Here is a 26,974-nt window from a genome sequence, read left to right as displayed (position 1 = left end):
TCATTTATGTTTATGGAGTATTATAATGAGACGTTAAGTCCCAGTGAAAAGGTGCGTACTACCGGGTAGTTATTTATCCAATCGTCTGATCCTCTGGAGTACTGTGTACTTTCTGGATCCCAACCTTTCCAATCTGTCCAGGTATACAGGTTTCTTCCCGTTGCATAGATCATTAAGTCACTAAGTCCTAATTTTTCTATCTTCTCTATTGGAAATCTGTAACTAAAGCGGATGTCTTTTAACCTTACAAAACTTGCATCTTTTGGGTAGCCATAGCCTAAAGTATTGCGATAGGTAAGTGACGGGAACTCATTACTTTGATTTTCTGGTGTCCAGTAACCTACTTCTGTTGGGGTATTTCTACGTGCCAGCTCATCACCATAATTAAGATCTGTATTTCTTTTTAAAACTCCTTGTACGGTTTGTAAGAAAATTGATAAATCAAAGTTATTATACGAGAATGTATTCGTAAGACCTCCCGTCCATTCAGGAAGAGAAGAGCCTAAATAGGTACGGTCATTTTCTGGATCTATAACACCGTCACCGTTGAGGTCTTCAAATTTAAGATCACCGGGGTTTGCATTAAAAGTACCCGTATCTTCACCTTCTTGCCAAACACCAGCTAATTTATAATCGTAAATAGCACCTAATGATTTACCTATAAACCAGTGGCTAGGTATGTCATCTTTACCATCACCATACAGATCTAAGATTTCATTTTTATAGGTTGAAAAGTTTACGTTTGTTTCCCATTTAAAATCACCGGTATTGATATTAGTAGAATTAATACTGAATTCAAATCCTCTGTTTTCTACTGCACCAATGTTTTCAATAATGTTACGGGTACCCGTTAAAGCCGGAATGCTTCGGTTAAGTAGTAAATCTTTAGTTTTAGATTTATAAACCTCAACAGAACCATTAATGCGGTTGTTCCATAAACCGAAATCTGCACCCAGGTTTCCGGAAGTTGTTGTTTCCCATTGTAGGTTAGGATTTCCCAAACCGTTTATAAATGTACCGGTGTAAGCTTGCCCGCCAAAAGGATAAACCGTTGTTCCTGTTCTGGTTTGTGTTTGATTTATACCCACACCTCGGTTTCCGGTTTTACCGTAGGAGAATCGAAGTTTTAAATTATCTATGGCATCTGCATTTTCCATAAACGATTCTTTGTGAATGTTCCACCCTAAAGCAGCAGATGGGAATACGCCATATTTACTTGTATTAGCTCCAAAAGCAGAATACCCGTCACGACGTATTGTGGCAGTAACTAAGTATTTACTGTCATAATTATAGTTTACACGACCCATTTGAGAAACCAGGGTTGAAAGTGTGCTGTAGTTACGATTAGGATCTGCAGATAATACTTCGGCAGCAGAGATACGGTTAAATGACAATTGATCATTTACAAAACCTACACCGGTTAATTCTTCTCTAAAGAAATCATTAGACTGTGCGCTGTAAAGAGCAGTAAAATCTAGATTGTGTTTACCAAAACTTTTAGCATACTTTAAAATATTTTCTATAATCCATACCTTTTCTTCATCACCACCTATTACAGCGGTCCCACGGTTATCATTTGCCGCCCTACCTTTATAGGTTTTGTACGAATACGGATTGATGGTGTATGATGCATTTACGCGATACGATAAACCTTCTAAAAAGGCAGGAGTAATTTCGGCAAAAACATTCCCAGAAAGGGTGCGCTCGCGTACTTCACGATCTGTGGTTAAACCTAATAATGGGTTTTCATATAACAACTCAGGTAACATAGGGTTAATAATAAGTTGACCATTATCATCATAAGGTACAGAGTAGGGGCTCATAGCTGTTGCAAGCAATAAATTTGCACGGCCGCCATCAAAGTTGTTATTAGCAAAAAATGTGTTTAACCCCACTTTTAAATAATCTGTGATTTCAACATCCAGATTAGAACGTAGTGTAAGTTTTTCATAATCATAACCTTTTATAACACCTTGCTGATCTAGGTAGCCGCCAGATACAAAATACTTGACTTTCTCACTACCACCGCGTATACTTAAATTGTGTTCCTGAATAATTCCTGATTGGGTTACTTCTTTAAACCAATCTGTAGTCCTGCCTGCGTCATAGTTTTCTATTTCGCTCTGATTCTCTAAAATTCGATCTTGTGTAACACCTGGATTGTTCTGACTAAAGAAGTCTGCATACTTTTGTACATATGCATCTGGACCTAATGGTTTAAGAACATTAGCAAATTCTTCTACGGCTACATAAGTGCTGTAATTAATAATAGGTTCACCACTTACACCTCTTTTGGTTTGTATAAGTATAACACCATTTGACCCACGTGTACCATAAATCGCAACAGCAGATGCATCTTTTAAAATCTGAATAGACTTAATATCTCGTGTATTAATGTCATTTAACGTTCCTGTAAAGGGAATCCCGTCAAGAACAATAAACGGACTTGTACTTCCTGTGATAGAATTTACGCCACGTACTTGTATTTCACCACTAGATCCCGGCACAGATGAATTCTGACTAATATTTAAACCGGCAGTAGTACCTTGAATCGCTTGTGTGACGTTAGTTACCGGTAAATTTTCCAGTCGGTCTTCTGGTACAGATGAAACAGACCCTGTCACATCAGAACGTTTTTGGCTACCATAACCTACGACAACGATTTCGTCTAGAGCGCCAATATTTTCTTCAAGAGCGACATTAATTTCTGATTTTCCATTTACAGGAATTTCCAAAGTTTTCATTCCTACATACGAGAATACTAAAACTGCATTTTCTGAAGCGGTATTCAGCTCATAATTACCGTCAAAATCTGTTGTCGTTCCCGTTGAAGTACCTTTTACTAGAACAGTAACTCCGGGAAGGGGCATACCATCTGCTGCAACAGTAACCGTACCTGTAATTTTTTGCTGTAAACCTTCAGACCCTGTTGTTAAAGCCATTGCGGGATAGCTTAAAACCAACAGCAGGCAGAAAATCATTGAAGATTTAAAGCGCGTTAATTTTTGTTTCATAAAGTGAAAAATTAAAATGAATACTATTAAATTGAAGGTTAAATGTATAAATAACATTTAATATGTGATTCATTTTTTCAGTTTATTTTTTTACGTTCCTATTTAAGACGAAGCCAGTAGGTATAATAGATGCGAGGTTTTTATACCGAAATGTTAAAACGTTTTATCTCATTAATTAATTGAGTGGTTGATTTGCAGACTAATAGAACTTTCACAAAGAATTTACTATCAAAAGAGAAAATTGAAACTAGATAAATAATATTTTTTCAATATAAATGTAAAAAACACATTTATATTTGTTTATTTTGTTATTTTCCATTTACTGAAAAATGTAGAATGATTTGAAATGGTCAAATTTTGAATCGTGTTTACACAATTGATACTAAGTAGTTTTTAGCTTGCTTAAAATTAAAAAGTTGTTTCATTTTATGCCTCGTGAATTATTTCTAAGGCCATTTACTAATTAATTTCTTAATATGTTATCATTAAAAATTTCGTTTATCGCACTGGCCAGTTTGGTATTTTCGTGCTCAAACCCTACGGAGCCTGTACAGAAAACAGTGTATTTATTTACTTATTTTACCGGTAATGCAGAAGGTGAGGAGGCCGTGCATTATGGGCTAAGTAGAGATGGTTATAATTTTTATGCCTTAAATGATGACCAACCCATTGTAAGTACAGAACGTATTAGCGAGACTGGCGGTGTACGCGACCCTCATATTTTAAGAGGTACAAATGATGCTAACCTCTATATGGTACTTACCGATTTAAAGACCGATAATGGATGGAGCAATACAGGAATCATTCTGGCAAAGTCACCAGATTTAGTAAGCTGGGAAACAACGGTTATCGATCTTGCAAAAACATTTCCCGAGTTTTCAGATATAACCCGCGCCTGGGCTCCACAAACCATTTATGATGAGGCTGCCGGTAAGTATATGATCTATTTTTCAATGCTTCAGCCGGGAAGCTATGATAAGATTTACTATGCCTATATCAATAAAGAGTTTACCGCTTTAGAAGAAGCCCCAAAACAGCTTTTTTATAGCCCCGATGAGAAATCGTGTATAGATGGAGATATCATAAGTAAAGATGGTAAGTTCTATTTGTTTTATAAAACGGAAGGGACTGCGACAAAAGGTATTCGCGTTGCGGTATCAGACCGTCTTACCGGCGACTATATCCCTAAAGAAGGTTATGTAGACCAGACAGATAGAGCAGTAGAAGGCTCTAGTGTATTTAAAATGATAGATAGCGATACCTATATTTTGCTGTACGATATGTACATAGATGGTAAATATCAATTTGCAGAAAGTACAGATTTACTCAACTTTAAGGCGCTGGGAGCAGATAAAATCTCTATGAATTTTCATCCGCGTCACGGAACGATTATTCCCATAACTGAAGAAGAATCTACGCGCTTATTAAAAGCATTTCCTTCTAAAGACTTACCCTTAATCTTAGGAAGCCAGGCAACTGCTGTAAGACAGCAAAATATAGTTGTTGACCCAGTTCAAAAATCTGTATACCTTCCTGTACGGGTAGATAGCAGTTTACAAAATTTAGATGCGCAGTTGATTACGTTTCCGGGAGTGAAATTAGAAGAAATAGGTGCTCAGGATTTCTCTAACGGAGCAAAGTCATATACAGTTGTTTTGCCAGGTGGCGAAAAAGTAACCTATACCGTTGAAGCGGCTGTTGCTAAAAACCCGGCATTAGATGGCTATTACGCAGACCCCGAAATTATCTATTCAAATACAGATAAAAAATTCTATCTCTACCCTACCAGTGATGGTTTTGATGGCTGGTCTGGCACCTACTTTAAAACTTTTTCTTCTGAAGATTTAGTACACTGGCAGGATGAAGGTATAATTCTAGATTTAAAAAAAGATGTAGAATGGGCAGATCGCAATGCTTGGGCACCGTGTATTGCAGAAAAAGAAATCGACGGTAAGCTGAAGTATTTTTATTACTTCTCAGCAGCACAAAACATAGGCGTTGCTGTATCAGATAATCCTGCAGGTCCTTTTACAGATAAGGGTACTGCTTTTATTAGTGAGAAACCGGCGGCAATAAAACGTGGTGGCGGCCAGATTATAGATCCAGATGTTTTTACAGATCCTGTGAGTGGTAAGAGTTATTTTTATTGGGGTAATGGGTATATGGGAGCTGCAGAACTCAATGAGGATATGCTCTCCTTAAAAGAAGAAACAATTGTAGAATTAACGCCAGACGGCACTTATAGAGAAGGTACCGAAGTGTTTTACAGAAACGGAATTTATTACTTCCTGTGGTCAGAAGATGACACCCGTAGTCCAGACTACCGCGTGCGGTATGCAACAGCTAAATCTCCATTAGGGCCGTTAACCATACCAGAATCTAATATGGTGATTAAAAAAGATGAAGCAAACCAAATTTATGGTACAGGGCATAACTCGGTAATAAATGTTCCGGGTACTGATGACTGGTATATTGTTTATCATAGATTTACGCGACCACGCGGCCTGGCAATGGGTGGTGCTGCAGGATTTCACAGAGAGGTTGCAATAGACAAACTTATATTTGCAGAAGACGGCTCTATACTTGAAGTTACCCCAACATTAGAAGGTATTAACCCGGTAAGTGTGATTGATAAATAACCTAAATTTCATTTTATACACAATTATTAAAAAGCCCTTTACTTCACGTAATGGGCTTTTTTTATTTAAGTGTAGATGGGGTTTTGCCGTATTTCTCCTTAAAGATTTTTCTAAAATATTTTGCGTCTGCAAAGCCTACTTCAAAAGCAGCCTGAGATACGGTAAAATTCTCTTTTTCGATAAGATGTGCGGCGCGCTCTATTTTTAAATTACGTATATATTCATTAATATTTTGACCCGTTATGGCTTTTATTTTACGGAATAAAGACGACCTACTCATACCTATTTCTTCAGATACAACTTCTACAGTTTTTATGCCCTGCTGCATATTGTCGTAAACTGCAGTATGAAATTCTTCCAGAAACTTTTTCTCTATCTGTAGAAGTTTTCGGTCTGCATCATCCTGATTTGAGTTTTCATTAGCGTTTTTTATAAATCCTTCTAATAGTTTTTTACGGGTTGCGATTAAATTTTCAATACGGGCTCTTAAAACCTGCACATTGAAGGGTTTAACCATATAATCATCTGCACCTTCAGTATAACCCGTTTCAATCATTTCAAAATTACTTTTAGCAGAAAGTAAAATTATAGGTATGTGAGAAGTTTCTTTATTGTTTTTAAGGAAATGACACAAATCAATACCTGTTTTTACAGGCATCATAATATCGCTTATAATCAAATCTGGTATGTATTTAGTAGCCTGTTGAATTCCTTCCTCGCCATTCTCTGAATGAATTAAATCGTATTTAGAAGCTAATGCACTATCTAGAAACTCAAGTATATCTGGATTGTCATCTATAAGCAGTATGAGTTTACGAGCATTTTCGGTTTGTACCAGCAGATTATTTACGGTTGTTTTTTCAATAGATATATCTGCATCTTTAATGCGTTGCTCAACCGCTTTTTTATTAAATAAGGCATTGGGACTATTTTCTAAAAAGGCATCAATTAAACGGTCATCTTTGGGTAGGGTGAGTGTAAATGTGCTTCCTATACCAGGATTACTCGTCACATCTAATGTACCGTTGTGTAACTCTGCAAAACGTTTTGAAAGCGCTAGACCAATGCCTGTACCATCTTTTTTTACAGATGTGTTAGATTGATAATACCATTCAAAAATATGATTTAGATCGTCTGCCATAATTCCACTTCCAGAATCACTTATACTTAAATATATAGACGTATCATCTTGCGTAAAACTTACCTTGATTTGACCGTCTTTAGTTGTATATTTTATGGCGTTTGAAAGTAAATTATTTATGATGATGTGCAACTTTTCGAGATCACAATAAAATTTAATAGGGTTTTGTGGCATTGTGACCGTCAAATTTATGTTCTTCTTCTTTAATAGTGGTTTATACGTAGCGAGCCATTTAGTTATATGTTTTGAAAGATTATACTCATTAAGATTAAGTTTACTTAGACCTTCTTCACTTTTTCTAAACTCAAGCAACTTGTTGATGAATTGTAATAAATTATTTGCATTACGCTTAATCAACTTTAAACTATTGCGCTGTTCTTTCTGTTTGATTTCCTCAAGTAGAGTTTCTAAGGGTGCAAGTATGAGGGTGAGCGGTGTTTTGAGTTCGTGCGAAAAACCCGTATAAAACCGTATGCGTTCTTCGTTTAAGTCTTGTTCTAGCTGGCGTTGCTTTTTTTCGAAGAGCAAGGAGTTTTTGAGTTTGATACGTTCTGAATAATATCTAAGACCTGCAGTAATTAAAATAATAGAGGTGATTATATAGAAGATATAGGCAGGTAACGTTTTCCAAAAGGGTGGGAGAATGGTGATTTTAAATTCTTTATAGTAAGGGGATTCAACATCAGACTCTGCAACTATTTTTAACGTATAATCACCAGGAGGGATGTTGCTGAAATTTATGCGGTTAGAATTTTTTAAACTGGTCCAGAATTCATTATATCCTTCTAGATTGTAGGAGTAATTTACATTGTCTGCAAAGGGAAATTTTAAACTCGTAAAATCTAAAGAAAAATTATTTTGATTATGTTTGAGTATCAATTGGTCGCTATATGCAATTGATTCTTTTAGAATTGCGTTCTCGTCTTGTGACTCAACAGCTATATCTGTATTGAATATAGACAGGTTTTTTATAATAATGCTATTAGTAGTGCGCTGCACATTTAGCTCTTCAGGTTTAAAAATAGTAAGACCTTTATTACCGCCAAAATACATAAAACCAGAACTACTTTTTAATGCGGCTCCTATATTATATTCACTCTTCTGTATATTATTAAATGTATTAATATTTTCTAATGTATGATCAATATAATTGTATTTGCTAATTCCTTTATAAGTCCCTAACCATAGACTGCTGTCGTCATATAGCGCCATGCTATTGACTGTATTGTTACTTAGGCCATCTTTTTCGGTAAGATTTAAAGCTTCAGTATCATCTCTATTAAAATGTATAATACCTCCGTATTTTAATCCTGCAACAATACTGTCATCATCTAATACCCAAATACAGAAAACAACATTATTGGTCATTCCGCCAAGACTTCCATTAAAATAAGAATATGCCTTTTTGGTTTTAGGATTGTATCTCAAAACCCCATTTCCGTATGAAGCCATCCACAGGATTCCATGACGATCCATTTTAATGTCTCGTATATCCATTTTTGGGTAGATAACATCTAATGCTGATACATAGTCAAATGTATCTTTAGTTGTATTGTATTTATAAAGACCACCGCGGTTTGTACCAGCCCAAATATCATTGTTGAAATCCTGATAAACCACACGTACATCATTACCGTCCTGAGTGTCTCCCTGCAAATAATAGCTCCATTTTTGTGTAGCTAGATTGTACATATTGAGACCATCTCTGTAAGTTCCTATCCACAGGCGTTGTGCATTATCTCTAAGTGTAGCTTGTACCTGATTTGATTTTAAGCCATTAGCGGTACTATAGACTGAATAGTTAAAATTACCGGTAACAGGATCATAAATATCTATACCACCACCATCTGTACCTAAATAAATTTTACCAGTAGCGCATTCTGAAATAGAACTTATACGATCATGAGCCAACTTTTGCGAACCTATAAGATCATTTTTAAGCAATTTTACAGGTTCGCCATCAGGATCAACAAAATTTAAACCGGCATTGGTGCCTATCCACATATAGCCTCTATGATCTTTAAAAATGGTATTTATGGTAGCATTGTAAATACTGCTTCCATCTTCTTTAGGCAAATATTTGCGTACAGAAAATCGCAAATCATCCTTAAGTAACAAATTTGGATTTATGATGTTAAGACCACCCGCATACGTACCTATCCAAATTTGACCGTAATTATCTTCTGCCACAGCATGTACCTGATTATTACTAAGTCCGTATTTTGTATTTGTTTCATTAAGACTTACCAAGCGTCCATTAGGCGTTCTTACAGTCAAGCCATTATTAGTACCTATCCATAAATTATTTTTGCTATCTACAAAAAGGCAATTGATCCAGTTAGATTTTGTTGTTTCAGTTTCAATAGCAATGTGTTCTACCTTAAGGGTATTTAAATTGAGTTTATCTACACCCTTGTCAAATGTACCTATCCAGATTATTGAATCTTGTTGATTAGCAAGACTAGATATTTTTAAGGAGGTTAAATGGTGCTCTCCTAGATATACTTCTTTATTATTTTTATTAAAAATGTGTAAACCTTGATTATAAGCACCTATCACTAAACGAGAGTCTTTTAATTCTATCAGCGAATTTATACTCAGACTTAAGGTAGGGTCTACTTCATTAAATAGTGTTAATTGCTCTTTACGTGGATTATAATTATTTACACCACCATCTGTAGCTATTTTTATAGTGCCAGATTTACTAAGAATCAAATTTTGTATGTAGTTATTGCTTAATGCAGAATTTTCTTTTCTAAAAATTTTAAACTCATTACCGTCATATTTATTTAAACCATCAGATGTGCCAATCCATAAAAAGCCAAGTGAATCTTCAACGATAGATTTTACAGTATTATTTGACAGGCCTTTTTCGGTATCCAGATTATAAAAGCTAAGACGTCGCTCTAAAGGAAATTGATTTTTTAGATTTTCGGTTTGACCATAGAATGACCAAGAGAGAATGCATGCAAGAAACAGTAAGTATATTTTGTTTATCATAAAAAGTAAGCAAAATTTGATTTTTCGAATATCTTAAATTTTTCTTAAACTAAAAGGTACTTTATAGTATCAGATCATAAATAACTATTGATTCTAAAGGGTTTGAACGATTAACCCCCCTAAATTTAGCGATTAACCCCCTATTGTAATGCTTTGATTTATAGAAAATTGTATAAGTAATTAACATTACTTTTTGATTTGACAATTTACGCTCAAATTAAGTGTGTAAATAACACAAAAATCACAATTCTTTAAGATGAAATTAATCGGCTTTTTTCTTTTTCTTATAATGTTCACACAATCGTGTGTATCTCAAAACGCAACTAATAAGCATTTTGAGCCTGGTAAAATTTGGAAAGACACAGAAGGTAAACATATTAATGCACATGGCGGTGGTATTTATTTTGAAGATGGTATTTACTACTGGTATGGGGAGCATAAAGACCGAAGCAGCATAGCTCAGGTAGGAGTGCGAGTTTACTCTTCGACAGATCTTTTTAATTGGAAGAATGAAGGGGTAGCTCTTGCGGTAAGTACAGATTTAGATTCAGAAATCACTAAAGGGTCTGTAATTGAAAGGCCCAAGGTAGTATATAATAAAAAGACCGGTAAGTATGTAATGTGGTTTCACCTTGAGCTTAAAGATCAAGGATATCATGCGGCACGTACCGGTGTTGCGATAAGTGATTTGCCTACAGGTCCATTTCACTACTTAAAGTCATATAGACCCAATGCGGGAATATGGCCATTAAATTTTCCTTTAAAAAACCAGGAGACACAGAAAAATGATGCCAGCCTTGAATGGTGGACACCAGAATGGAGCGCTGCCTTAGTTGAAGGGCTATATGTACGCAGAGATTTTGAAGAAGGGCAGATGTCTCGGGATATGACCATTTTTGTTGATGATGATGGTAAAGCTTACCATATACACTCTTCTGAAGAAAACCAGACGCTTCATATTTCAGAATTAACAGACGATTACCTTGATTTTACTTCTAGATGGGTGCGTATGCAGCCCGGAGGTCAAAATGAAGCACCGGCAGTTTTTAAACAGGATGACACCTATTATATGATTACATCAGGCCTAACCGGTTGGGCACCCAATCCTGCAAGATCCTTTAGCTCAAAATCTATATGGGGGCCGTGGGAATCTCTGGGCAACCCGGCAAGGGGTAAGGGCGCTGAGGTAACCTTTAATTCACAAAGCACTCATGTATTACCGGTTGAAGGTAAAGAGAATACATTTTTATATATGGGTGACCGCTGGAATCCTAAAAATCATATTGACGGCAGATACATCTGGTTACCTATTCTAATCAAAGATGAGAAACCTCAAATAAGGTGGATGGATACGTGGAATTTTGCAGACTATAATGCTACGCAACCCTAGATTTAAAGGTAAAATGATTAACAACTCCTCAATCGATATAGTAAAAGGAGGTTTTCAAATAGAAACAGCTAAACAATTTTAAAACAACAAACTATGATTAAACAAATGAAGGTGCCCATTTTCTTATCAAATCAATCTGAATTAAATAAATGAGAGTATTGACCAAAATTACTTTGACGATAATATAAAATTATGATACATACTATTAATAAATTAAAACACCGGTTTTGCGCGCTTCTCGTGGTTTTAGGTAGTCTCACTTCCGGCAGTTTATTTGCTGCAAATACAGAAATTTTAGGAGCTCCTCAAAATGTGGTTACAGGAACCATTTATGACGGTAACGATAAGCAACCTTTAATTGGTGTTACCGTACAGGAGAAAGGTACTAATAATGGTACGGCTACAGATTTTGACGGAAAGTATAGCATACGGGTTGCTAAAGGGGCTACGTTAGTATACTCATTTGTAGGTTTTGTCACAAAAGAAGTGGTGGTGGGTGACCAGCAAACCATAGATATGACTCTTAATTTGAGTCAGGAATCTCTTGAAGAAACCGTTGTTATCGCCTTTAGCGGAAAGCAGAAAAAGACAAATATGGTGACTTCGGTTGTTTCAGTTAATCCAGAACAATTAAAAGGACCTACAAACAACCTTACCAATATGCTTGCCGGTCGTGTTCCCGGTATGATTTCTTATCAACGTTCTGGAGAGCCGGGTGCAGATAATTCAGACTTTTTTATACGTGGTTTGAGTACGTTTGGTTCGGGTAAACGGGATCCTTTAATACTTATAGATGGTATAGAATCTACTTCTACAGATTTAGCGCGTCTTCAACCTGATGATATTGATTCATTTTCAGTCTTAAAAGATGCTGCAGCTGCTTCGGTTTATGGAGCACGAGGAGCAAACGGGGTGGTTTTAATTACTACCAAACGGGGTAAATCTGGTAAGACAAATTTTAGTTTTAGATCACAAACACGGGTTTCTTCAAATACTAAGAACTTTAATTTTGCAGATAATATCACGTATATGAATATGGCTAATGAAGCTGCTCTTACCCGAGATCGCCAGGCCATATTACCATATACACAAACAAAAATAGATAGAACTGCTGCGGGAGATAATCCCCTTTTATATCCTAGTAATAACTGGATAGATCAGATGGTTAAAGATTATACGGTAAATGAAAGTATAAATATTAGTGCAAGCGGTGGTTCTGAAAAAGCACGATACTATGTGGCAGGTACTTATAATATAGATAACGGAATCTTAGATGTAGAGCCTATTAATAACTTTAATAGTAACATTAAACTACGTAACTATTCCATTAGAAGTAATTTAGATATAGAACTTACAGAGACTACAGACTTATCACTTAATGTGTATGGTCAATTTGATGATTATAATGGTCCTGTAGGTGGTAGAGATCGTTATAATGGTAACCCTGTATCTGGAGGTACCTATGTATTTAATACAGCAGTATGGTCAAACCCAGTTGCGTTTCCAGCAATTTATCCGCAGGAATTGAAGCCGCTTATTGAGCATCCACTATTTGGAGGTGCTCCTTCACAATTAGGGGGAAATACATTGCTATTTAATCCGTATGCAGAGATGGTTAAAGGATATCAAACCAGTAAGGCATCTACGATACAGGCACAAATTCAAATCAAACAAGATCTTGGTTTCATTACTGAAGGATTGAGTTTTAGATCTATGGGCTATATACGACGCTATGCTTTTTATGAAATTCAACGTCAATATAATCCCTTTTACTACTCATCTTCACTTAACCCCATAGATAATTCTATAGATTTAAGTGTACTTAATGATGGTAGTGAAGGCTCTATAGGTCAGACAGGAACCGAGTTTATTGATGTTATAGGTGGTTCTAACCGTCAAAACATCAATTCTAGAATCTATAATGAATCGCAATTAAACTACAACCGCACATTTGCAGAAAAACATACAATTTCTGCCATGCTCCTTAACTTAATCTATAGTACCGAAAATGGAGTAGTAGGTAACGATCTACAAGGTTCATTACCATTTCGTAATCACGGGCTTTCCGGTAGCCTATCTTATTCATTTGATGATAGGTACTTAACATCATTCAGCTTTGGATATAATGGTTCAGAACGATTTGCAAAAGGACATCGTTATGGCTTTTTTCCATCGGTAGGTTTAGGGTGGAGAATATCTAAGGAGAAATTCTTTGAACCTATAAGTGATGCAGTAACAAATTTAAAATTACGCTTAACATATGGTAAAGCTGGTAATGATCAAATAGGTGAAGACCGGGACCGTTTTTTCTATTTATCTAATGTTGATTCAAATAATCCTTTTTATGGGGCAACCTTCGGTCAGGATTTTAACTATGGAAGACCAGGAGTATTAATATCTAGATATCCTAATGAGGAAATAGGTTGGGAAGAATCTGAGCAATATAACCTGGGAATAGATTTAGAACTCTATAAATCCTTAAATCTAACCTTTGATATTTTTAAGCAGAAGCGAAGCAATATTCTACAAACACGTTCTGAAATAGGATCTGTAATAGGGTTAACGGCTCAACCACAAGCAAATTTTGCAGAGCTTGAAAGTCACGGTTTTGAGGTGGCTTTAGATTATAATAAACAATTTAACAACAACTGGTGGACACAGTTACGTGCCACAATGACTTATGCGACTAATGAGATTACCCAATATGACGAATTAAATTATCCCGATAATTTGAGCTATTTGTCGCGTGTGGGGCAGCACTCAAGTCAAACCTATGGTTATATAGCAGAGCGACTTTTTGTAGATCAAGAAGAGGTAAATAATTCACCTACTCAGTTTGGAGATGTAAATGGCGGTGATATTAAATACCGTGATGTAAACGGTGATGGGCAAATCACACCCCTTGATAAAGTTCCTATTGGTTTACCTACTGTGCCAGAATTTATTTATGGTTTTGGGGGTAGTGTAGGCTATAAGAATTTTGATTTGAGTATGTTTTTTCAGGGTTCTGCACGATCGTCATTTTTCATAAATCCTCAGCGCATAGCTCCATTTGTGGTAGAGGGTCGCTATCAGAACGGATTATTAAATGTAATAGCAGAAGATTATTGGTCTGAAGACAACCGTAACGCCTATGCATTTTGGCCACGTTTGAGTCAAACTCAGGAAACAAATAATATTCAAGAATCTACATGGTGGTTACGCAACGGGGATTTTTTAAGATTAAAAAATGTTGAATTTGGGTACAAGGCACCAGAAAGCGTTTTAAATGCTTTAAATATAAAATCAATGCGTGTTTATGTTAGTGCATTAAACCTTGCGGTGTGGAGCAGTTTTGATCTTTGGGATCCAGAAATGGGAGGTAATGGTTTAGGTTATCCTATACAATCTGTTTACAATTTTGGTTTACAATTTGACTTTTAAAAAAATAGCTATGAATATGATATTTAATACTAAAAAAAGCAAAAAACGTTTGCATTCGTTAGTGCTTTCGGTAATTGCCTTAATGCTACTGAGCTCTTGTGAAGAGGAGTTTCTGGATGTAGTACCAGATAATGTGAATACTGTAGATAAAGTTTTTAATCTGCGAAATGAAGCCGAAAAATACCTGTTTACATGTTATTCATATATGCCGGAAAATGGTAATTTACAGGGTAATCCGGCATTTTTAGCAGGAGACGAACTATGGATTCCTGATGAATTTCAGGCAATTACAGTTAACTCACTTAACATAGCTCTAGGTTTACAGCGCACAGGAGATCCTTATAATAATTATTGGGATGGAAGATTTCAGGCAAAACCAATGTTTCAGGGAATTAGACACTGCAATATTTTTATTGAGAATTTAGAGGATCCCTTACAAGTACCAGACATAGATGCTAGTGAACGAGAGCGATGGATAGCCGAAGCAAAATTTTTAAAGGCTTATTACCATTTTTATTTAATGCGTATGTATGGTGCATCACCTATAATTCGTGAAAATGTAAGTATAGACGCAGATGCATCTGAGTTTGATATCCCGCGTTCTCCTTACGATGAAGGCATAGATTACGTTGTTGAATTGCTTGATGAAGCCGCAGCTATATTGCCTCCTTCTATAGCAGATCAAAATACTGAATATGGCCGTATTACGTCAGTCATTGCAAAGGGTCTAAAAGCTCGTGTATTGTTAACAGCCGCCAGTCCGTTATTTAACGGAAACGAAGATTTATCTGGTGTAATAAATCCTGATGGGACGGCATTGTACAATACTACTTACGAGCTATCTAAATGGCAGGAAGCAGCAGATGCTGCTCTTGAAGCTATAGAAACAGCAGAAAATGCAGGTCATGCTTTGTATGAATTTGCAGGTAATACGTTTAATCTTTCAGATACAACTGCTACTAAATTAAGTATACGTAACGCGGTTACCTTACGTAGAAGTCAGGAAGTGTTATGGCCCAATACCCAGAGCATTGTAACAGATTTACAGCGTCAAACTATGGCACCTCTTTCTATAGACGACAATCACAGGTCTGCTGAGAAAATTGTTTCGCCAACGCTTGATATGGCAAAGCTTTTTTACTCTAAAAATGGAGTGCCTATAAATGAAGATAAAAATTTAAACTTCAATAATATCTTAGAAATTAGAGAAGCAAATGCTTCGGAAGGAAATAATATTCTTCAGGGATATAGAACTTCCCGTTTAAACTTTGACAGAGAACATCGCTTTTATGCAAATTTAGGTTTTGACGGTTCGATATGGTATCGTAACGCAGATCAGGATGTTGAGAACGAGTCGCATATTGAAGGTAAATACGCAGACTACGCAGGAAGCAATCATGCGTTTTTCTTCAACGTAACAGGTTATTACTTAAAAAAGTTAGTTAATAACGATCAAAGCTTTGGTGCAAATGGTTCTTCATTTAGATCCTACGCCTGGCCAGAATTGAGATTAGCAGACTTGTATTTAATGTATGCTGAAGCTCTAAATGAAATAAATGGTCCTAGTGGTGAGGTTTTTCAGTATTTAGATTTAATCAGAGACCGTGCGGGACTAGAGGGTGTTGAGACTTCCTGGACTCAATTTTCTAACAACCCTAATAAACCAAATTCTCAAAATGGTTTACGAGAAATTATACATCAAGAGCGTTTGATTGAGCTTGCTTTTGAAGGTCAACGTTATTGGGATTTATTACGATGGAAAAAAGCCGTACGTGAATTTAATCAACCTATACAGGGATGGAATGTTTATGGTGAAGATGAGGCCGCTTATTACCAGATTAGAACATTACATCAACAACGTTTTGTAGCGCCTAGAGATTATTTCTGGCCTATTTGGGAATATGCACTTCTACAGAATTCGAATCTGGTACAGAATCCGGGGTGGAATTAATAAAAAAAAGAAAAATTATGAAAACAAAATTTTTAAATTATTTAGCAGTTTTGGGCTTGATCATTGGGATATCGTGTTCTGATGAAGATTTACAAAGCCCTTTAGAAAATAACGCTAATGCACCTTCGCAAGTTACAGATGTAAGCGTAGAAAACTTACGAGGTAAAGCAAGGGTTTCGTACAAACTACCCAAAGATCAGGACTTGCTCTATGTAAAAGCAAGTTATACACTCGCTAATGGCCGGGAAATGGAAGTAAAAACTTCATTCTACAATTCAAGTATGTTGCTCGAAGGATTTTCTGGAGCGCAAGCTAATGAGGTTAAGATTACTACTGTTAATCGTAGTGAAAAAGAATCAGCACCTGTTTTAGTAACTGTAAATCCATTAAGAGCACCCATATTTGATGTATATGAGAGTATAGAGTCTGGTGCGGCATTTGGTGGGGTTTATTTAAAGGCAGATAATCCTGATCGAGAAGATGTAGCCTTATTACTTATGGAAAAAGATGATCTGGGCGATTGGGTGATTAATCCTAATAGTATTTATACTTCTACAGATGAGATCACAAGTACCATTCGCGGTTTTGATACCCTATCACAGGAGTTTGCTATAACCGTTAGAGATCGCTGGTTAAATTACACAGATACATTATTTACTACAATTAAACCGCTTTTTGAAGAAGCTATTCCTAAATCTGGATACAGAGGGTTGGCATTACCTAACGATGCACCGCGTCATAATTCTACACCGCTTAGTGGTCTCTGGGACGGTAATATAATGAATTGGTCTGGGGTGTATTTAACACAGGGTACCTATACAGAAAATTTACACATGTTTACTATAGATATGGGTGTAGAGGCAAAACTGAGCCGTGTAGTTATTTGGGATTATCCTGAGTATTTTAATGGGCGAACGTATTACTATAAGGGTTGTATGAAGCGCTTTGAAATTTATGGAAGTGATGAATTAGATACTTCTGGAGATTTAGCAAGTTGGACACTATTAGGAACTTATGAAGAAGTTAAGCCTTCCGGGCTTCCTTACGGTCAACAAAACAATGAGGACTATGAGACTGCTGTAGCTGGTTTTAGTTGGGAGATCCCTGCAGATGTACCTAAAATGAGATACCTGCGTATACGTAATCTAGAAAACTGGGAAGGTGGCAAAAGTTTAGCCATAGGTGAAATTCAGATTTACGGTAATACTAATTTTTAATTATAGAAATCATACTGATTATGAAAATACATAAATTAACTAAAATAATTCTTCTCGTACTGTTAACGGTGCTTGGCTCCTGTGCAGATGTTGCAGAAATGGATGATTTTAAAGATTTTACCCTTGATGGTGAGATTAACTATTCTGAGAAGGTAGATTCTTTAAAGGTTTTTTCGGGAAAAAATCGTGCTAAAATACAGGGTATTGTAGACGCAGACCCTAAAATTACTGAATTCAGAGTGTATTGGGATAGCAAAAAAGACTCTGTGGTAGTACCTGTAACTCGTTCGATAGGAATAGATACACTAGAGGTAATAATTTCAGACTTACCAGAGAACATTTATAATTTTGAAATACGCACATTTGACAGTCAGGGTAATAGCTCTATTCCTGTATCTGCAACGGGAGAGGTCTATGGAGAGCGCTACCAGGCAACCTTGTTTAATAGACCTGTGATAGCAAATAATCTCATAGAAGATAGCTTAGTTATTAACTATGCAGGAATGGATCTTACTTCAGGTGTTTTAGGAACTGAGATAGTGTATACGAATACAAGTGATGAAGAGGTAGAATTATATATACCTATAGATGAACCTTCGGTAACTATACTTGATTTTAAAAATTCTTCAACTTACAAATATCGTACATTATTTAAGCCGGAAGAAACCGCGATAGATACATTTTATACAGAGTACAATAACTTAAAGCCTATTCCTAAGCCGTTAATGGTAAATGCAAAAATGCCTTTTGCTACTAGTGCAAGATCTGGTAGGTGGGGAACAGTTGCAGATTGGACTACAAATGATAATGCAAAAACGCACGGGAATCCTCCAGTAGGAGGATTTGATAATAATGGTGGCCGCGATGCAATGGGATTAGAAAGTTGGGGAACGCCCCTCATACGCAATGGTAAAATTCACCAGATGGTAGATGTGCAGCCAGCATCATACACCTTAAATGTAAATTTATCAAACGGTAATAAACTAAGCGAAACAGGGACTCGAGTGTTTGTGGTAGTTGCAAAGGGCGAAGGCCTTCCTGATATTGATGATGTAACAACTTCTACTGATGTATTAGGCTTTAAAAAAATTACAGCTACAGGAAATATTATAGTAGATTTTATCTCAGAAGAAAATGCTCCGGTATCAGTAGGTATTGTGACAGATTTTACTGTAGATCAGAGTTACTGGAAAATACTTGAGTGGGATATAGTAGTAAAATAATAAAGAGCAGACGTACTAATTAATTGATAAATCAATAAGGCTCTTTCTGCACAAAAAAACTTGTGCGGAAGGAGTTGTATTGTTTAAAGAGCTCAATTATAAAGCAAATTTCTATGCTGTATTCAGCTATTTACAACCAAAGTAATTATTAAATATACCTATCATAGATTTTAAAGTTTACTTGATAAATCTATAAATTCCTAATATTTAAGTTTTATGAAAATTAAATATACAATGCCTTTATTTTTATTGATAAGTGTACTCTTTTTAAATTCTGGATGTTCTGGCGAATCAACTTCTGAAGTTACGGCACAGCCTGAGGAACCTGTTGAGCCTGTAAAAGAAATTAATCTGGCAACCTTGATAACAAAAGAGCCAGAAAATTTAGCATCATATTCTGCAACCATTTGGGGACAAGTAACAGATGATGGGGGTACCTCTATTATTGAAAGAGGGGTTTGTTTTGGTTTAGAAACAAAACCAAATTATGATGGAAACAAAACCATAGCAAGCACGGTAAAAGGATCAGGCGAATTTGAGGTTAATCTTTCTAATCTCGCTGAAGGCAATGAGTATTACGCACGGTCGTATGCAAAAAATGCAAAAGGCATCGCCTATGGCAACGAAATACAGTTTACTACAACATTTGCAGATCCACCAATATTTAGTGTAGGAGAAAAGCGGGTTTCAGGAGCTCACGATATTTTTATAGCCATACGTTTAGATGAACCTGGAGATACCGAATTAAAAGAAATAGGAGTTGTGTATGGGCTTGAACAAAACCCAACACTTGAAGATAAGATTATAAAGAGGGAAAATCTTGACGCTTCTTTTACGGAACGTATTAGAGATTTAAAGGAAAATACCTTTTATTTTATTAGACCTTATACCAAAACAAGTAAACGTGTAGTATATGGAGAAGAAGTTTTAGTTAAAACAATCAATGAAGGAAAATTTACATATTCATTTAATGGTTTTGATGCAGCAAATGAAAATCACGTTCGTATTAAAGACGCCTTTGATACGGCGACACAGTATTACAATAATTTTACTTCTATTACTAAGCACGTCGTTGTTAATTATTCTCCGGGCACACCTACGGCAGATGCAAATTTTGCGGGCAATATTAGAGTAGGTTCTAATGCAGGATATCAGCGCACAGGAACTGCAATGCATGAGATGGCGCACACAGTAGGAGTAGGGCAACACCGGAAATGGAATGAGCTAATTAAGGCAGGAATTTATCAAGGAGCAGAAGCTAATGCTATCTTAAAAATGATGACAAATGACCCTAATGCTACCGTAAAAGGAGACGGAGTTCATTTTTGGCCTTACGGTGTTAATGGTGCTCACGAAGATAATGGTAAGGAAATGACATATATCATTCACGCACTTATTATACAGGGTATGAAAGCAGACGGTTTGCCTTCAAACTAATTATTAGTTATTAAATCGATAAAGTATTCTAATCGTAAAATACAGGTATTACATTTAAATTACGTACTTTTAAACGTATGTCATACATTTAATTGTTTTTGATGGGGATAGAATTGTTTAAAATTTACGTTTTCTGCCTTTTAGGTTGTGTTTTAGTGTCGTGCGGCGTACATCAAAAAAATATAACTCCTGAGGTTTCAACTGTGGGTTTGGGTTGGTCATCCAATTCGGTGAATACAGTAATCTTTCGTCAAAATGCCTTAACAACTTATAAAAACACCCAGTTTACAGCTTATTACGATGCAGATTCGAATCTCATTATAGCAAAAAGAGAATTGCCTAATGGAGCCTGGGTTACTGCTAAAACCCAATATACGGGCAATACAGCAGATGCTCATAATACGATTAGTATTGCAGTTGATGGCGAAGGTTTTTTGCACGTTAGTTGGGATCACCACGATAATGAATTGCGCTATGCAATAAGTAAAACGCCGTTAGGCTTAGTGCTCGGCGACAAAATCGGTATGACGGGTATAGATGAGCAAAAGGTATCATATCCTCAATTTTATAATCTTACTAATACCGGAGGTTTATTATTTTTGTATCGCTCAGGGCAGTCTGGCAGAGGTGTTTTAGTTCTCAATAGTTATGATGTGTTAACTAAAAAATGGACGCAGCTTCACCAAAATTTGATAGATGGTGAAAATCTAAGGAATGCCTACTGGCAAGCTTATGTAGATTTAAAAGGAACTATTCATTTATCCTGGGTTTGGCGCGAAACCTATGACGTAGCTACAAATCACGATATCGCCTATGCTAGGTCTTTAGACGGTGGCGTAACCTGGCAAAAATCTACAGGTGAGCAGTATACGTTACCTATCACTGAATCAAGCGCCGAATATGCCTGGAAGATTCCGCAGAATAGCAGTCTTATAAATCAAACCGCAATGACTACAGATTCAGACGGCAATCCCTATATCGCTAATTATTGGAATGAAGATGATAAAACGCAATATCAAATAGTTTATTTAGATAACGGCAACTGGAAGAAAGAAAACACAGCTTTTCGCACTACAGAATTTAAACTAGGTGGTGGCGGAACAAAAAAGATTCCCATCTCAAGACCAGAGATTTTTATAGATAAGCAATCGGGTAAAAAGATCACCTATTTATTATTTAGAGATGCTTCCAGAGGAAGCAAAATTTCATTAGCCTATAAAAATTTACAGGAGGTAAGTGACTGGCAAATACTAGATCTAACTGAGAAAAGCGTTGGAGATTGGGAGCCTAATTTTGATAAAGAACTTTTCAAAAAAACAGGAAAGCTGCATATTTTTCAACAAGAAGTAATACAGGTAGATGGTGAAGGTCTTAAAACTAAAAAGGCAACACCTGTACAAGTAATAGAACTAAATAAATTACCCTATAAAAATCTATTGTAAAATTCCAATTAACTAAATAAATGAGAAAAACTATTGTAAACCTTTTGAGCATGTTATGCATTTGTAGCGCAATTGCCCAAAACCAACAGAATGAGTGGGAAAACCCTACAATTTTAGATAGAAATAAAGAAGAAGGTCGCAGTGCATTTGTTTTATACGAAAAAGCGAAAAATGCCCAAACGCGTACTCCTGAAAAGTCATCTCTTTATAAAAGTCTAAATGGAAGCTGGAAATTTAATCTAGCAAAAAACCCGCAACAACTTCCGCAGAATTTTTATAAAACCGATTTAGATGACAGCGGTTGGGATGCTATAAATGTTCCGTCTAACTGGGAGACCGAAGGTTTTGATATTCCTATTTATACAAATGTAGCCTATCCTTTTCCTAAAAACCCGCCCTTTATAAACGGGGATTACAATCCTGTAGGCAGTTACCGTACCTCCTTTACTGTACCTGAGAGGTGGAGTGATAAAGAAATTATTTTGAGTTTTGGCTCAATCTCAGGTTATGCGCGCATATTTGTAAATGGCAAAGAAGTAGGTATGACCAAGGCTTCTAAAACACCTGCAGAATTTGATATAACCAGTTTCCTACAAGAAGGAGAAAATTTACTGGCAGTTCAGGTTACGCGCTGGCACGACGGAAGCTATCTGGAAGATCAGGATTTCTGGAGATTAAGCGGTATAGAGCGTACTGTTTTTCTACAGGCAATGCCAAAAACAACAATTTGGGATTATCGAGTTACCAGTGATTTAGATGCTAATTATAACACTGGAAAATTTACCGCTGAGGTAGACATACGTTCTTTTGCCAAAAATAAACTAAAAAATCCACGAGTACAGGTTGCTCTTTTTGATAAAGATGGAAATCTGGTTCTAGCCGAAAAGAAAAATGTACCTGTGGCAGGTGGTAATTTATCATTTGATTTAACAATCCCTGATGTATTGAAGTGGAGCGGAGAAACTCCATATCTATATAATTACATCATAAAGCTAGAAGATAAAAATGGGCACACAGTTGCAGTTACTTCTGGGCGCACCGGTTTTAGAAAAGTAGAGCTTAAAAATGCACAGCTATTAGTTAACGGTAAGGCTGTGACAGTACGTGGGGTAAACCTGCACGAGCATCACCCAGATAAAGGTCATGTACCAGATCTTGAGATGACACGTAAAGATTTTGAATTGATGGCGCGTAACAACATCAACGCTGTACGTATGAGCCACTACCCACATGGGCAGGACGTTTATGATCTTGCAGATGAATTTGGTTTTTACATTGTTGATGAGGCAAATATAGAAACCCATGCAATGGGAGCAGAATTTCAGGGCAAAATAGATGAATCTAAACATCCTGCATATTTAGAAGAATGGGCTCCGGCACATTTAGATCGTATAAAGCGTATGTATGAGATGGATAAAAATCATACTTCAGTAATTCTTTGGTCTATGGGAAATGAGTGTGGTAATGGTCCGGTTTTTTATGAAGCTTATGACTGGTTAAAGAATACTGATGCTTCGCGTATGGTAACTTTTGAGCAGGCAGGTCAAAATCGCAATACAGATGTTGTAGCACCTATGTATCCGCGGCTTAAGGATATGAAAGAATATGCAGAACGTACAGATGTTACACGACCTTTTATAATGTGTGAGTATTCACACGCGATGGGGAACAGCAGCGGTAATTTTAGAGCATATTGGGATATTATAGATAGCAGCCCACATATGCAAGGTGGTTTTATTTGGGATTGGGTAGATCAGGGATTGAGAGCAAAAACAGATGATGGACGTGAATTTTTTGCTTATGGTGGTGATCTTGGAGGTAAAGATTTGCAAAATGATGAGAACTTTAATGCAAATGGTTTAGTTACCGCAGATCGCATTGCTCATCCTTCTTTAGCCGAAGTGAAAAAAGTATATCAGCCTATAGAATTTTCGATCATAGGTAATACCTTGAATGTTACAAATGAATACAACTACACAAATCTTGATCAATTCAGTTTTAAATGGAATTTACTGAAGGATGGTGTTTCGGTAAAAACAGGAGAATTTAATGTTTCGGCAGAACCTAACTCACAAGAATCTGTACAACTTGATTTACCTGAAATGACACAAGGTGAATATTTCTTAGATGTTTATGCATATACAACTAAAGCCTCAGCATTAATTCCTGCTGGTTTTGAGATGGCGCGTGAGCAATTTGATATGAACAAGAACAACTACTTTGCTTCTAAAAAAGATAGTACTTCAGAAAGTAAACTTGTTTTTAAAACTACAAGTGACACCCTACAGTTCAGTTCTGATAAAGTAATGGGAACTATAAACCTAAAAACAGGTCAGATTGTAACATACCAACTTAAGAATGCAGCTGCTGTAGTAAGTAAGTTTCCGCAGCCTTATTTTTGGAGAGCTCCTACCGATAATGATTTTGGTAACGGTATGCCGAAGAAATTACAAGCCTGGAAAACGGCTTCTAAAGACGCACAATTAATATCTGCAGAGGTAGGGAAACTTACTGAAAATGGCTTGCCGGTTACCGTAATGTATCAACTTGCAGGGGTAGATGTGCCATATACGATTAGTTACTTAATTGCGAATACAGGAGAAATCACCGTAACAGCTAGTATAGATATGAGCGGTAAAGAATTACCTGAAATGCCTCGTTTTGGAATGCGTATGATTCTAGATGGGGATTTTGATAATTTAAAGTATTACGGCCGCGGACCCTGGGAAAATTATTCAGACCGTAAAGAGTCTGCATTTTTAGGCACTTATAGTGATAAAGTTGAAAATCAATTTACCTGGACTTACATTAGACCACAAGAATCAGGATATCATACAGATGCACGTTGGTTAACATTAACCAATGCTACTGGTAAAGGTTTGAAGATTTCTGGAGCTCAACCTTTAGGGTTTAGTGCTCTCAATATTTCTACAGAAGATCTTGACCCCGGTTTAACTAAAGATCAAAGACACCCAACAGATTTAACGGTACAGGATAAGGTTTTTCTTCATTTAGATCTAAAACAACGTGGTTTAGGAGGTCTCAACAGTTGGGGTGAATATCCTTTAGAAAAATACAGATTAGAAGATAATTCATACACCTATAGCTATACAATCTCATTATTAGAATAAACAAGAAGATGCTAAAAAACTTTTTAAATATAAGTTGCATGCTTCTGGCTACATTTTTATGGGGTCAGAAGGCTGCAATAGTTACAAGTCCGGATAGTAAGGTTACAGTTATAGTTGCACTTATAGATAGTAAGCCTGTTTATACTGTAAAACTTAATGGGGAAATTTTTTTAGAAGAATCGCCCTTAGGTTTACAAACTTCGATAGGTGATTTTAGTATGGGATTAACATTTGAACATTCAGAAGTAAATACTATTTCTAATTCATATACCTTACCAAAAGCCAAAGTTAGTCACGCAGATTATTTGGCAAATGAGCTCATAACAAACTATACAAATCTCAACCGGGATACCTTATCCATACACATTAGAGTAAGCAACAGAGATGTTGCTTTTTCGTATAAACTAACTGCTAAAGACCGCAATACTAAGGTTAAAATTTTAGCGGAAGCGACAGGGTTTAATTTACCGGATGACGCTACTTCATTTATTACTCCTCAGGCATTACCGATGTCTGGTTGGGAGCAAACCAAACCTTCTTATGAAGAAGAGTATACTTTTAATGAAGCATTAGGAACCCCTTCACAATACGGTGTAGGTTATACGTTTCCGGCATTATTTAAAAATGCTGAAAAAGGTTGGATTTTAATATCTGAAACCGGAGTAGACGGGAGTTATCCGGGAGCACGCTTGGGAGAGTCTAATGCCGCAGGTCTGTTTCCTTTGATATTTCCACAAGAAGGCGAAAATAACAGTATTGGCGAAACCTATGCGGCAATGGCAATGCCGGCTCAAACGCCCTGGCGTACAATTACTCTTGGTAAAAGTTTAAAACCTATAGTAGAATCCACAGTAGCATTTGACCTTGTAGAAGAAAAATATGCTCCCTCTCAGGAATATAAAATGGGGAGAGCAACATGGAGCTGGATTGTCTGGCAGGACAACAGTATTAATTATGAAGATCAGGTAGAATATATAGACCTGGCAGCAGCACTTAATTTTGAGTATGTACTTATTGATAACTGGTGGGACGCAACTATTGGACATGATAAAATGGAAGATTTGGTTGCTTACGCACAATCCAAAAATGTAGAAGTTTTATTATGGTACAACTCTAATGGTTTTTGGAACAACGCACCTCAAACGCCACAAGACCTTATGAATACAGCCTATAAGCGTCAACAAGAAATGGCGTGGCTGCAAAAAATAGGAGTAAAAGGATTAAAGATTGATTTCTTTGGAGGCGATAAGCAGGTTACGATGCAATTGTATGAAGATATTCTTACTGACGCTAATAATTACGGACTGGCAGTAACTTTTCACGGGTGTACTTTACCGCGCGGTTGGGAAAAAATGTATCCCAATTACGTAACTTCGGAAGCTGTACTGGCATCAGAAAATTTGGTTTTCAGACAAGATGCTTTAGATAAACACGCCTATTATAGCACGGTTTTACCTTTTAGCCGAAACACAGTAGGTGCTATGGATTTTGCACCTGTATTTCTCAATAAGCGACTTTCTAGGAATCAAAAAGAAGGAACACTACGCAGTACTTCAGACGTTTTTGAGTTAGCTACAGCAGTTCTTTATTTTTCCCCTATTCAGCATTTTGGACTTACACCAAATAATCTGGAAGAGCAACCTGAGTTTGTAATAGATTTCTTTAAAAAGATGCCTACGGTTTGGGATGAGACCATTTATATAGGAGGTGAGCCAGGTGATTACGCAGCCTTAGCAAGACGCAAAGGAGCTGTCTGGTATCTCGCAGTCACTAACGGAGAGAAAAAAGACAAAACTTTAGAACTCAATATACCGATGTTTAAAGGAGCTAAAGCAACTTTAATTTATGATTCTAAAGACCGTACAGCAGCAACAAAACCAGTTACAATTAATAAAAACGGAACGTTTACAATAAAACTATATGGTGAAGGCGGAGCATTGCTAATTACTCAATAAATCTAATTCAT

Annotated in this window: 12 protein-coding genes; 10 read left to right on the top strand and 2 right to left on the bottom strand. The window is 36.5% G+C overall.

Annotated features, from left to right (window positions below; genetic code table 11):
- Window positions 1-20 precede the first annotated feature (20 nt).
- Window positions 21-3,014: a SusC/RagA family TonB-linked outer membrane protein gene (locus ACEN25_RS14965; protein ID WP_441803611.1), complete on the bottom strand. Its 2,994-nt coding sequence runs from the start codon at window positions 3,012-3,014 to the stop codon at window positions 21-23.
- A gap of 476 nt (window positions 3,015-3,490) precedes the next feature.
- Between ACEN25_RS14965 and ACEN25_RS14960 the strand changes: the two genes are divergently transcribed.
- Entirely contained in the window at window positions 3,491-5,653 is a 2,163-nt protein-coding gene (locus tag ACEN25_RS14960) for a family 43 glycosylhydrolase (protein WP_441803610.1), read from the top strand.
- A 61-nt stretch (window positions 5,654-5,714) separates the two neighbouring features.
- On the opposite strand, the gene ACEN25_RS14955 is transcribed toward ACEN25_RS14960, so the two are convergent.
- The gene (locus tag ACEN25_RS14955) at window positions 5,715-9,794 is read right to left on the bottom strand and encodes a hybrid sensor histidine kinase/response regulator transcription factor (protein WP_441803609.1); all 4,080 of its coding nucleotides are present in this window, start codon (window positions 9,792-9,794) and stop codon (window positions 5,715-5,717) included.
- A 256-nt stretch (window positions 9,795-10,050) separates the two neighbouring features.
- On the opposite strand from ACEN25_RS14955, the gene ACEN25_RS14950 reads away from it, so the two are divergent.
- The 9 genes from ACEN25_RS14950 (at window position 10,051) to ACEN25_RS14910 (ending at window position 26,963) form a co-directional block, all read left to right on the top strand.
- Entirely contained in the window at window positions 10,051-11,184 is a 1,134-nt protein-coding gene (locus ACEN25_RS14950) for a glycoside hydrolase family 43 protein (RefSeq protein ID WP_441803608.1), read from the top strand.
- Between the two features lie 192 nt (window positions 11,185-11,376).
- Complete coding sequence (locus ACEN25_RS14945; protein ID WP_441803607.1) at window positions 11,377-14,607, top strand: SusC/RagA family TonB-linked outer membrane protein; 3,231 nt, start codon at window positions 11,377-11,379, stop codon at window positions 14,605-14,607.
- A 10-nt stretch (window positions 14,608-14,617) separates the two neighbouring features.
- On the top strand, window positions 14,618-16,558 hold the full coding sequence (locus ACEN25_RS14940) for a RagB/SusD family nutrient uptake outer membrane protein (protein ID WP_441803606.1): 1,941 nt from the start codon (window positions 14,618-14,620) through the stop codon (window positions 16,556-16,558).
- Window positions 16,559-16,575: 17 nt separating this feature from the next.
- On the top strand, window positions 16,576-17,775 hold the full coding sequence (locus tag ACEN25_RS14935; RefSeq protein ID WP_441803605.1) for a DUF5000 domain-containing lipoprotein: 1,200 nt from the start codon (window positions 16,576-16,578) through the stop codon (window positions 17,773-17,775).
- Between the two features lie 20 nt (window positions 17,776-17,795).
- Complete coding sequence (locus ACEN25_RS14930; RefSeq protein ID WP_441803604.1) at window positions 17,796-18,998, top strand: DUF4998 domain-containing protein; 1,203 nt, start codon at window positions 17,796-17,798, stop codon at window positions 18,996-18,998.
- A 216-nt stretch (window positions 18,999-19,214) separates the two neighbouring features.
- On the top strand, window positions 19,215-20,435 hold the full coding sequence (locus tag ACEN25_RS14925; RefSeq protein ID WP_441803603.1) for a hypothetical protein: 1,221 nt from the start codon (window positions 19,215-19,217) through the stop codon (window positions 20,433-20,435).
- A gap of 101 nt (window positions 20,436-20,536) precedes the next feature.
- Complete coding sequence (locus ACEN25_RS14920) at window positions 20,537-21,877, top strand: BNR repeat-containing protein (RefSeq protein ID WP_441803602.1); 1,341 nt, start codon at window positions 20,537-20,539, stop codon at window positions 21,875-21,877.
- A gap of 20 nt (window positions 21,878-21,897) precedes the next feature.
- A complete protein-coding gene (locus tag ACEN25_RS14915) occupies window positions 21,898-25,008 on the top strand; it encodes a glycoside hydrolase family 2 TIM barrel-domain containing protein (RefSeq protein ID WP_441803601.1) in 3,111 nt (1,036 codons plus the stop codon).
- A gap of 38 nt (window positions 25,009-25,046) precedes the next feature.
- On the top strand, window positions 25,047-26,963 hold the full coding sequence (locus ACEN25_RS14910) for a glycoside hydrolase family 97 catalytic domain-containing protein (RefSeq protein WP_441803600.1): 1,917 nt from the start codon (window positions 25,047-25,049) through the stop codon (window positions 26,961-26,963).
- The last annotated feature ends 11 nt before the right edge of the window (window positions 26,964-26,974 follow it).

The organism is Leeuwenhoekiella sp. W20_SRS_FM14 (assembly GCF_052119605.1).
Lineage (GTDB): Bacteria > Bacteroidota > Bacteroidia > Flavobacteriales > Flavobacteriaceae > Leeuwenhoekiella.
The sequence above is the reverse complement of the archived record's forward strand: the minus strand, read 5'-3'. Positions and strand labels throughout refer to the sequence as shown.

Coding starts and splice junctions, on each gene's coding strand:
- ACEN25_RS14910 (WP_441803600.1), top strand. CDS start 25,047: ATGCTTCTGGCTACATTTTTATGGGGTCAGAAGGCTGCAATAGTTACA.
- ACEN25_RS14965 (WP_441803611.1), bottom strand. CDS start 3,014: ATGAAACAAAAATTAACGCGCTTTAAATCTTCAATGATTTTCTGCCTG.
- ACEN25_RS14955 (WP_441803609.1), bottom strand. CDS start 9,794: ATGATAAACAAAATATACTTACTGTTTCTTGCATGCATTCTCTCTTGG.
- ACEN25_RS14935 (WP_441803605.1), top strand. CDS start 16,576: ATGAAAACAAAATTTTTAAATTATTTAGCAGTTTTGGGCTTGATCATT.
- ACEN25_RS14915 (WP_441803601.1), top strand. CDS start 21,898: ATGAGAAAAACTATTGTAAACCTTTTGAGCATGTTATGCATTTGTAGC.
- ACEN25_RS14950 (WP_441803608.1), top strand. CDS start 10,051: ATGAAATTAATCGGCTTTTTTCTTTTTCTTATAATGTTCACACAATCG.
- ACEN25_RS14920 (WP_441803602.1), top strand. CDS start 20,537: ATGGGGATAGAATTGTTTAAAATTTACGTTTTCTGCCTTTTAGGTTGT.
- ACEN25_RS14925 (WP_441803603.1), top strand. CDS start 19,215: ATGAAAATTAAATATACAATGCCTTTATTTTTATTGATAAGTGTACTC.
- ACEN25_RS14960 (WP_441803610.1), top strand. CDS start 3,491: ATGTTATCATTAAAAATTTCGTTTATCGCACTGGCCAGTTTGGTATTT.
- ACEN25_RS14945 (WP_441803607.1), top strand. CDS start 11,377: ATGATACATACTATTAATAAATTAAAACACCGGTTTTGCGCGCTTCTC.
- ACEN25_RS14930 (WP_441803604.1), top strand. CDS start 17,796: ATGAAAATACATAAATTAACTAAAATAATTCTTCTCGTACTGTTAACG.
- ACEN25_RS14940 (WP_441803606.1), top strand. CDS start 14,618: ATGAATATGATATTTAATACTAAAAAAAGCAAAAAACGTTTGCATTCG.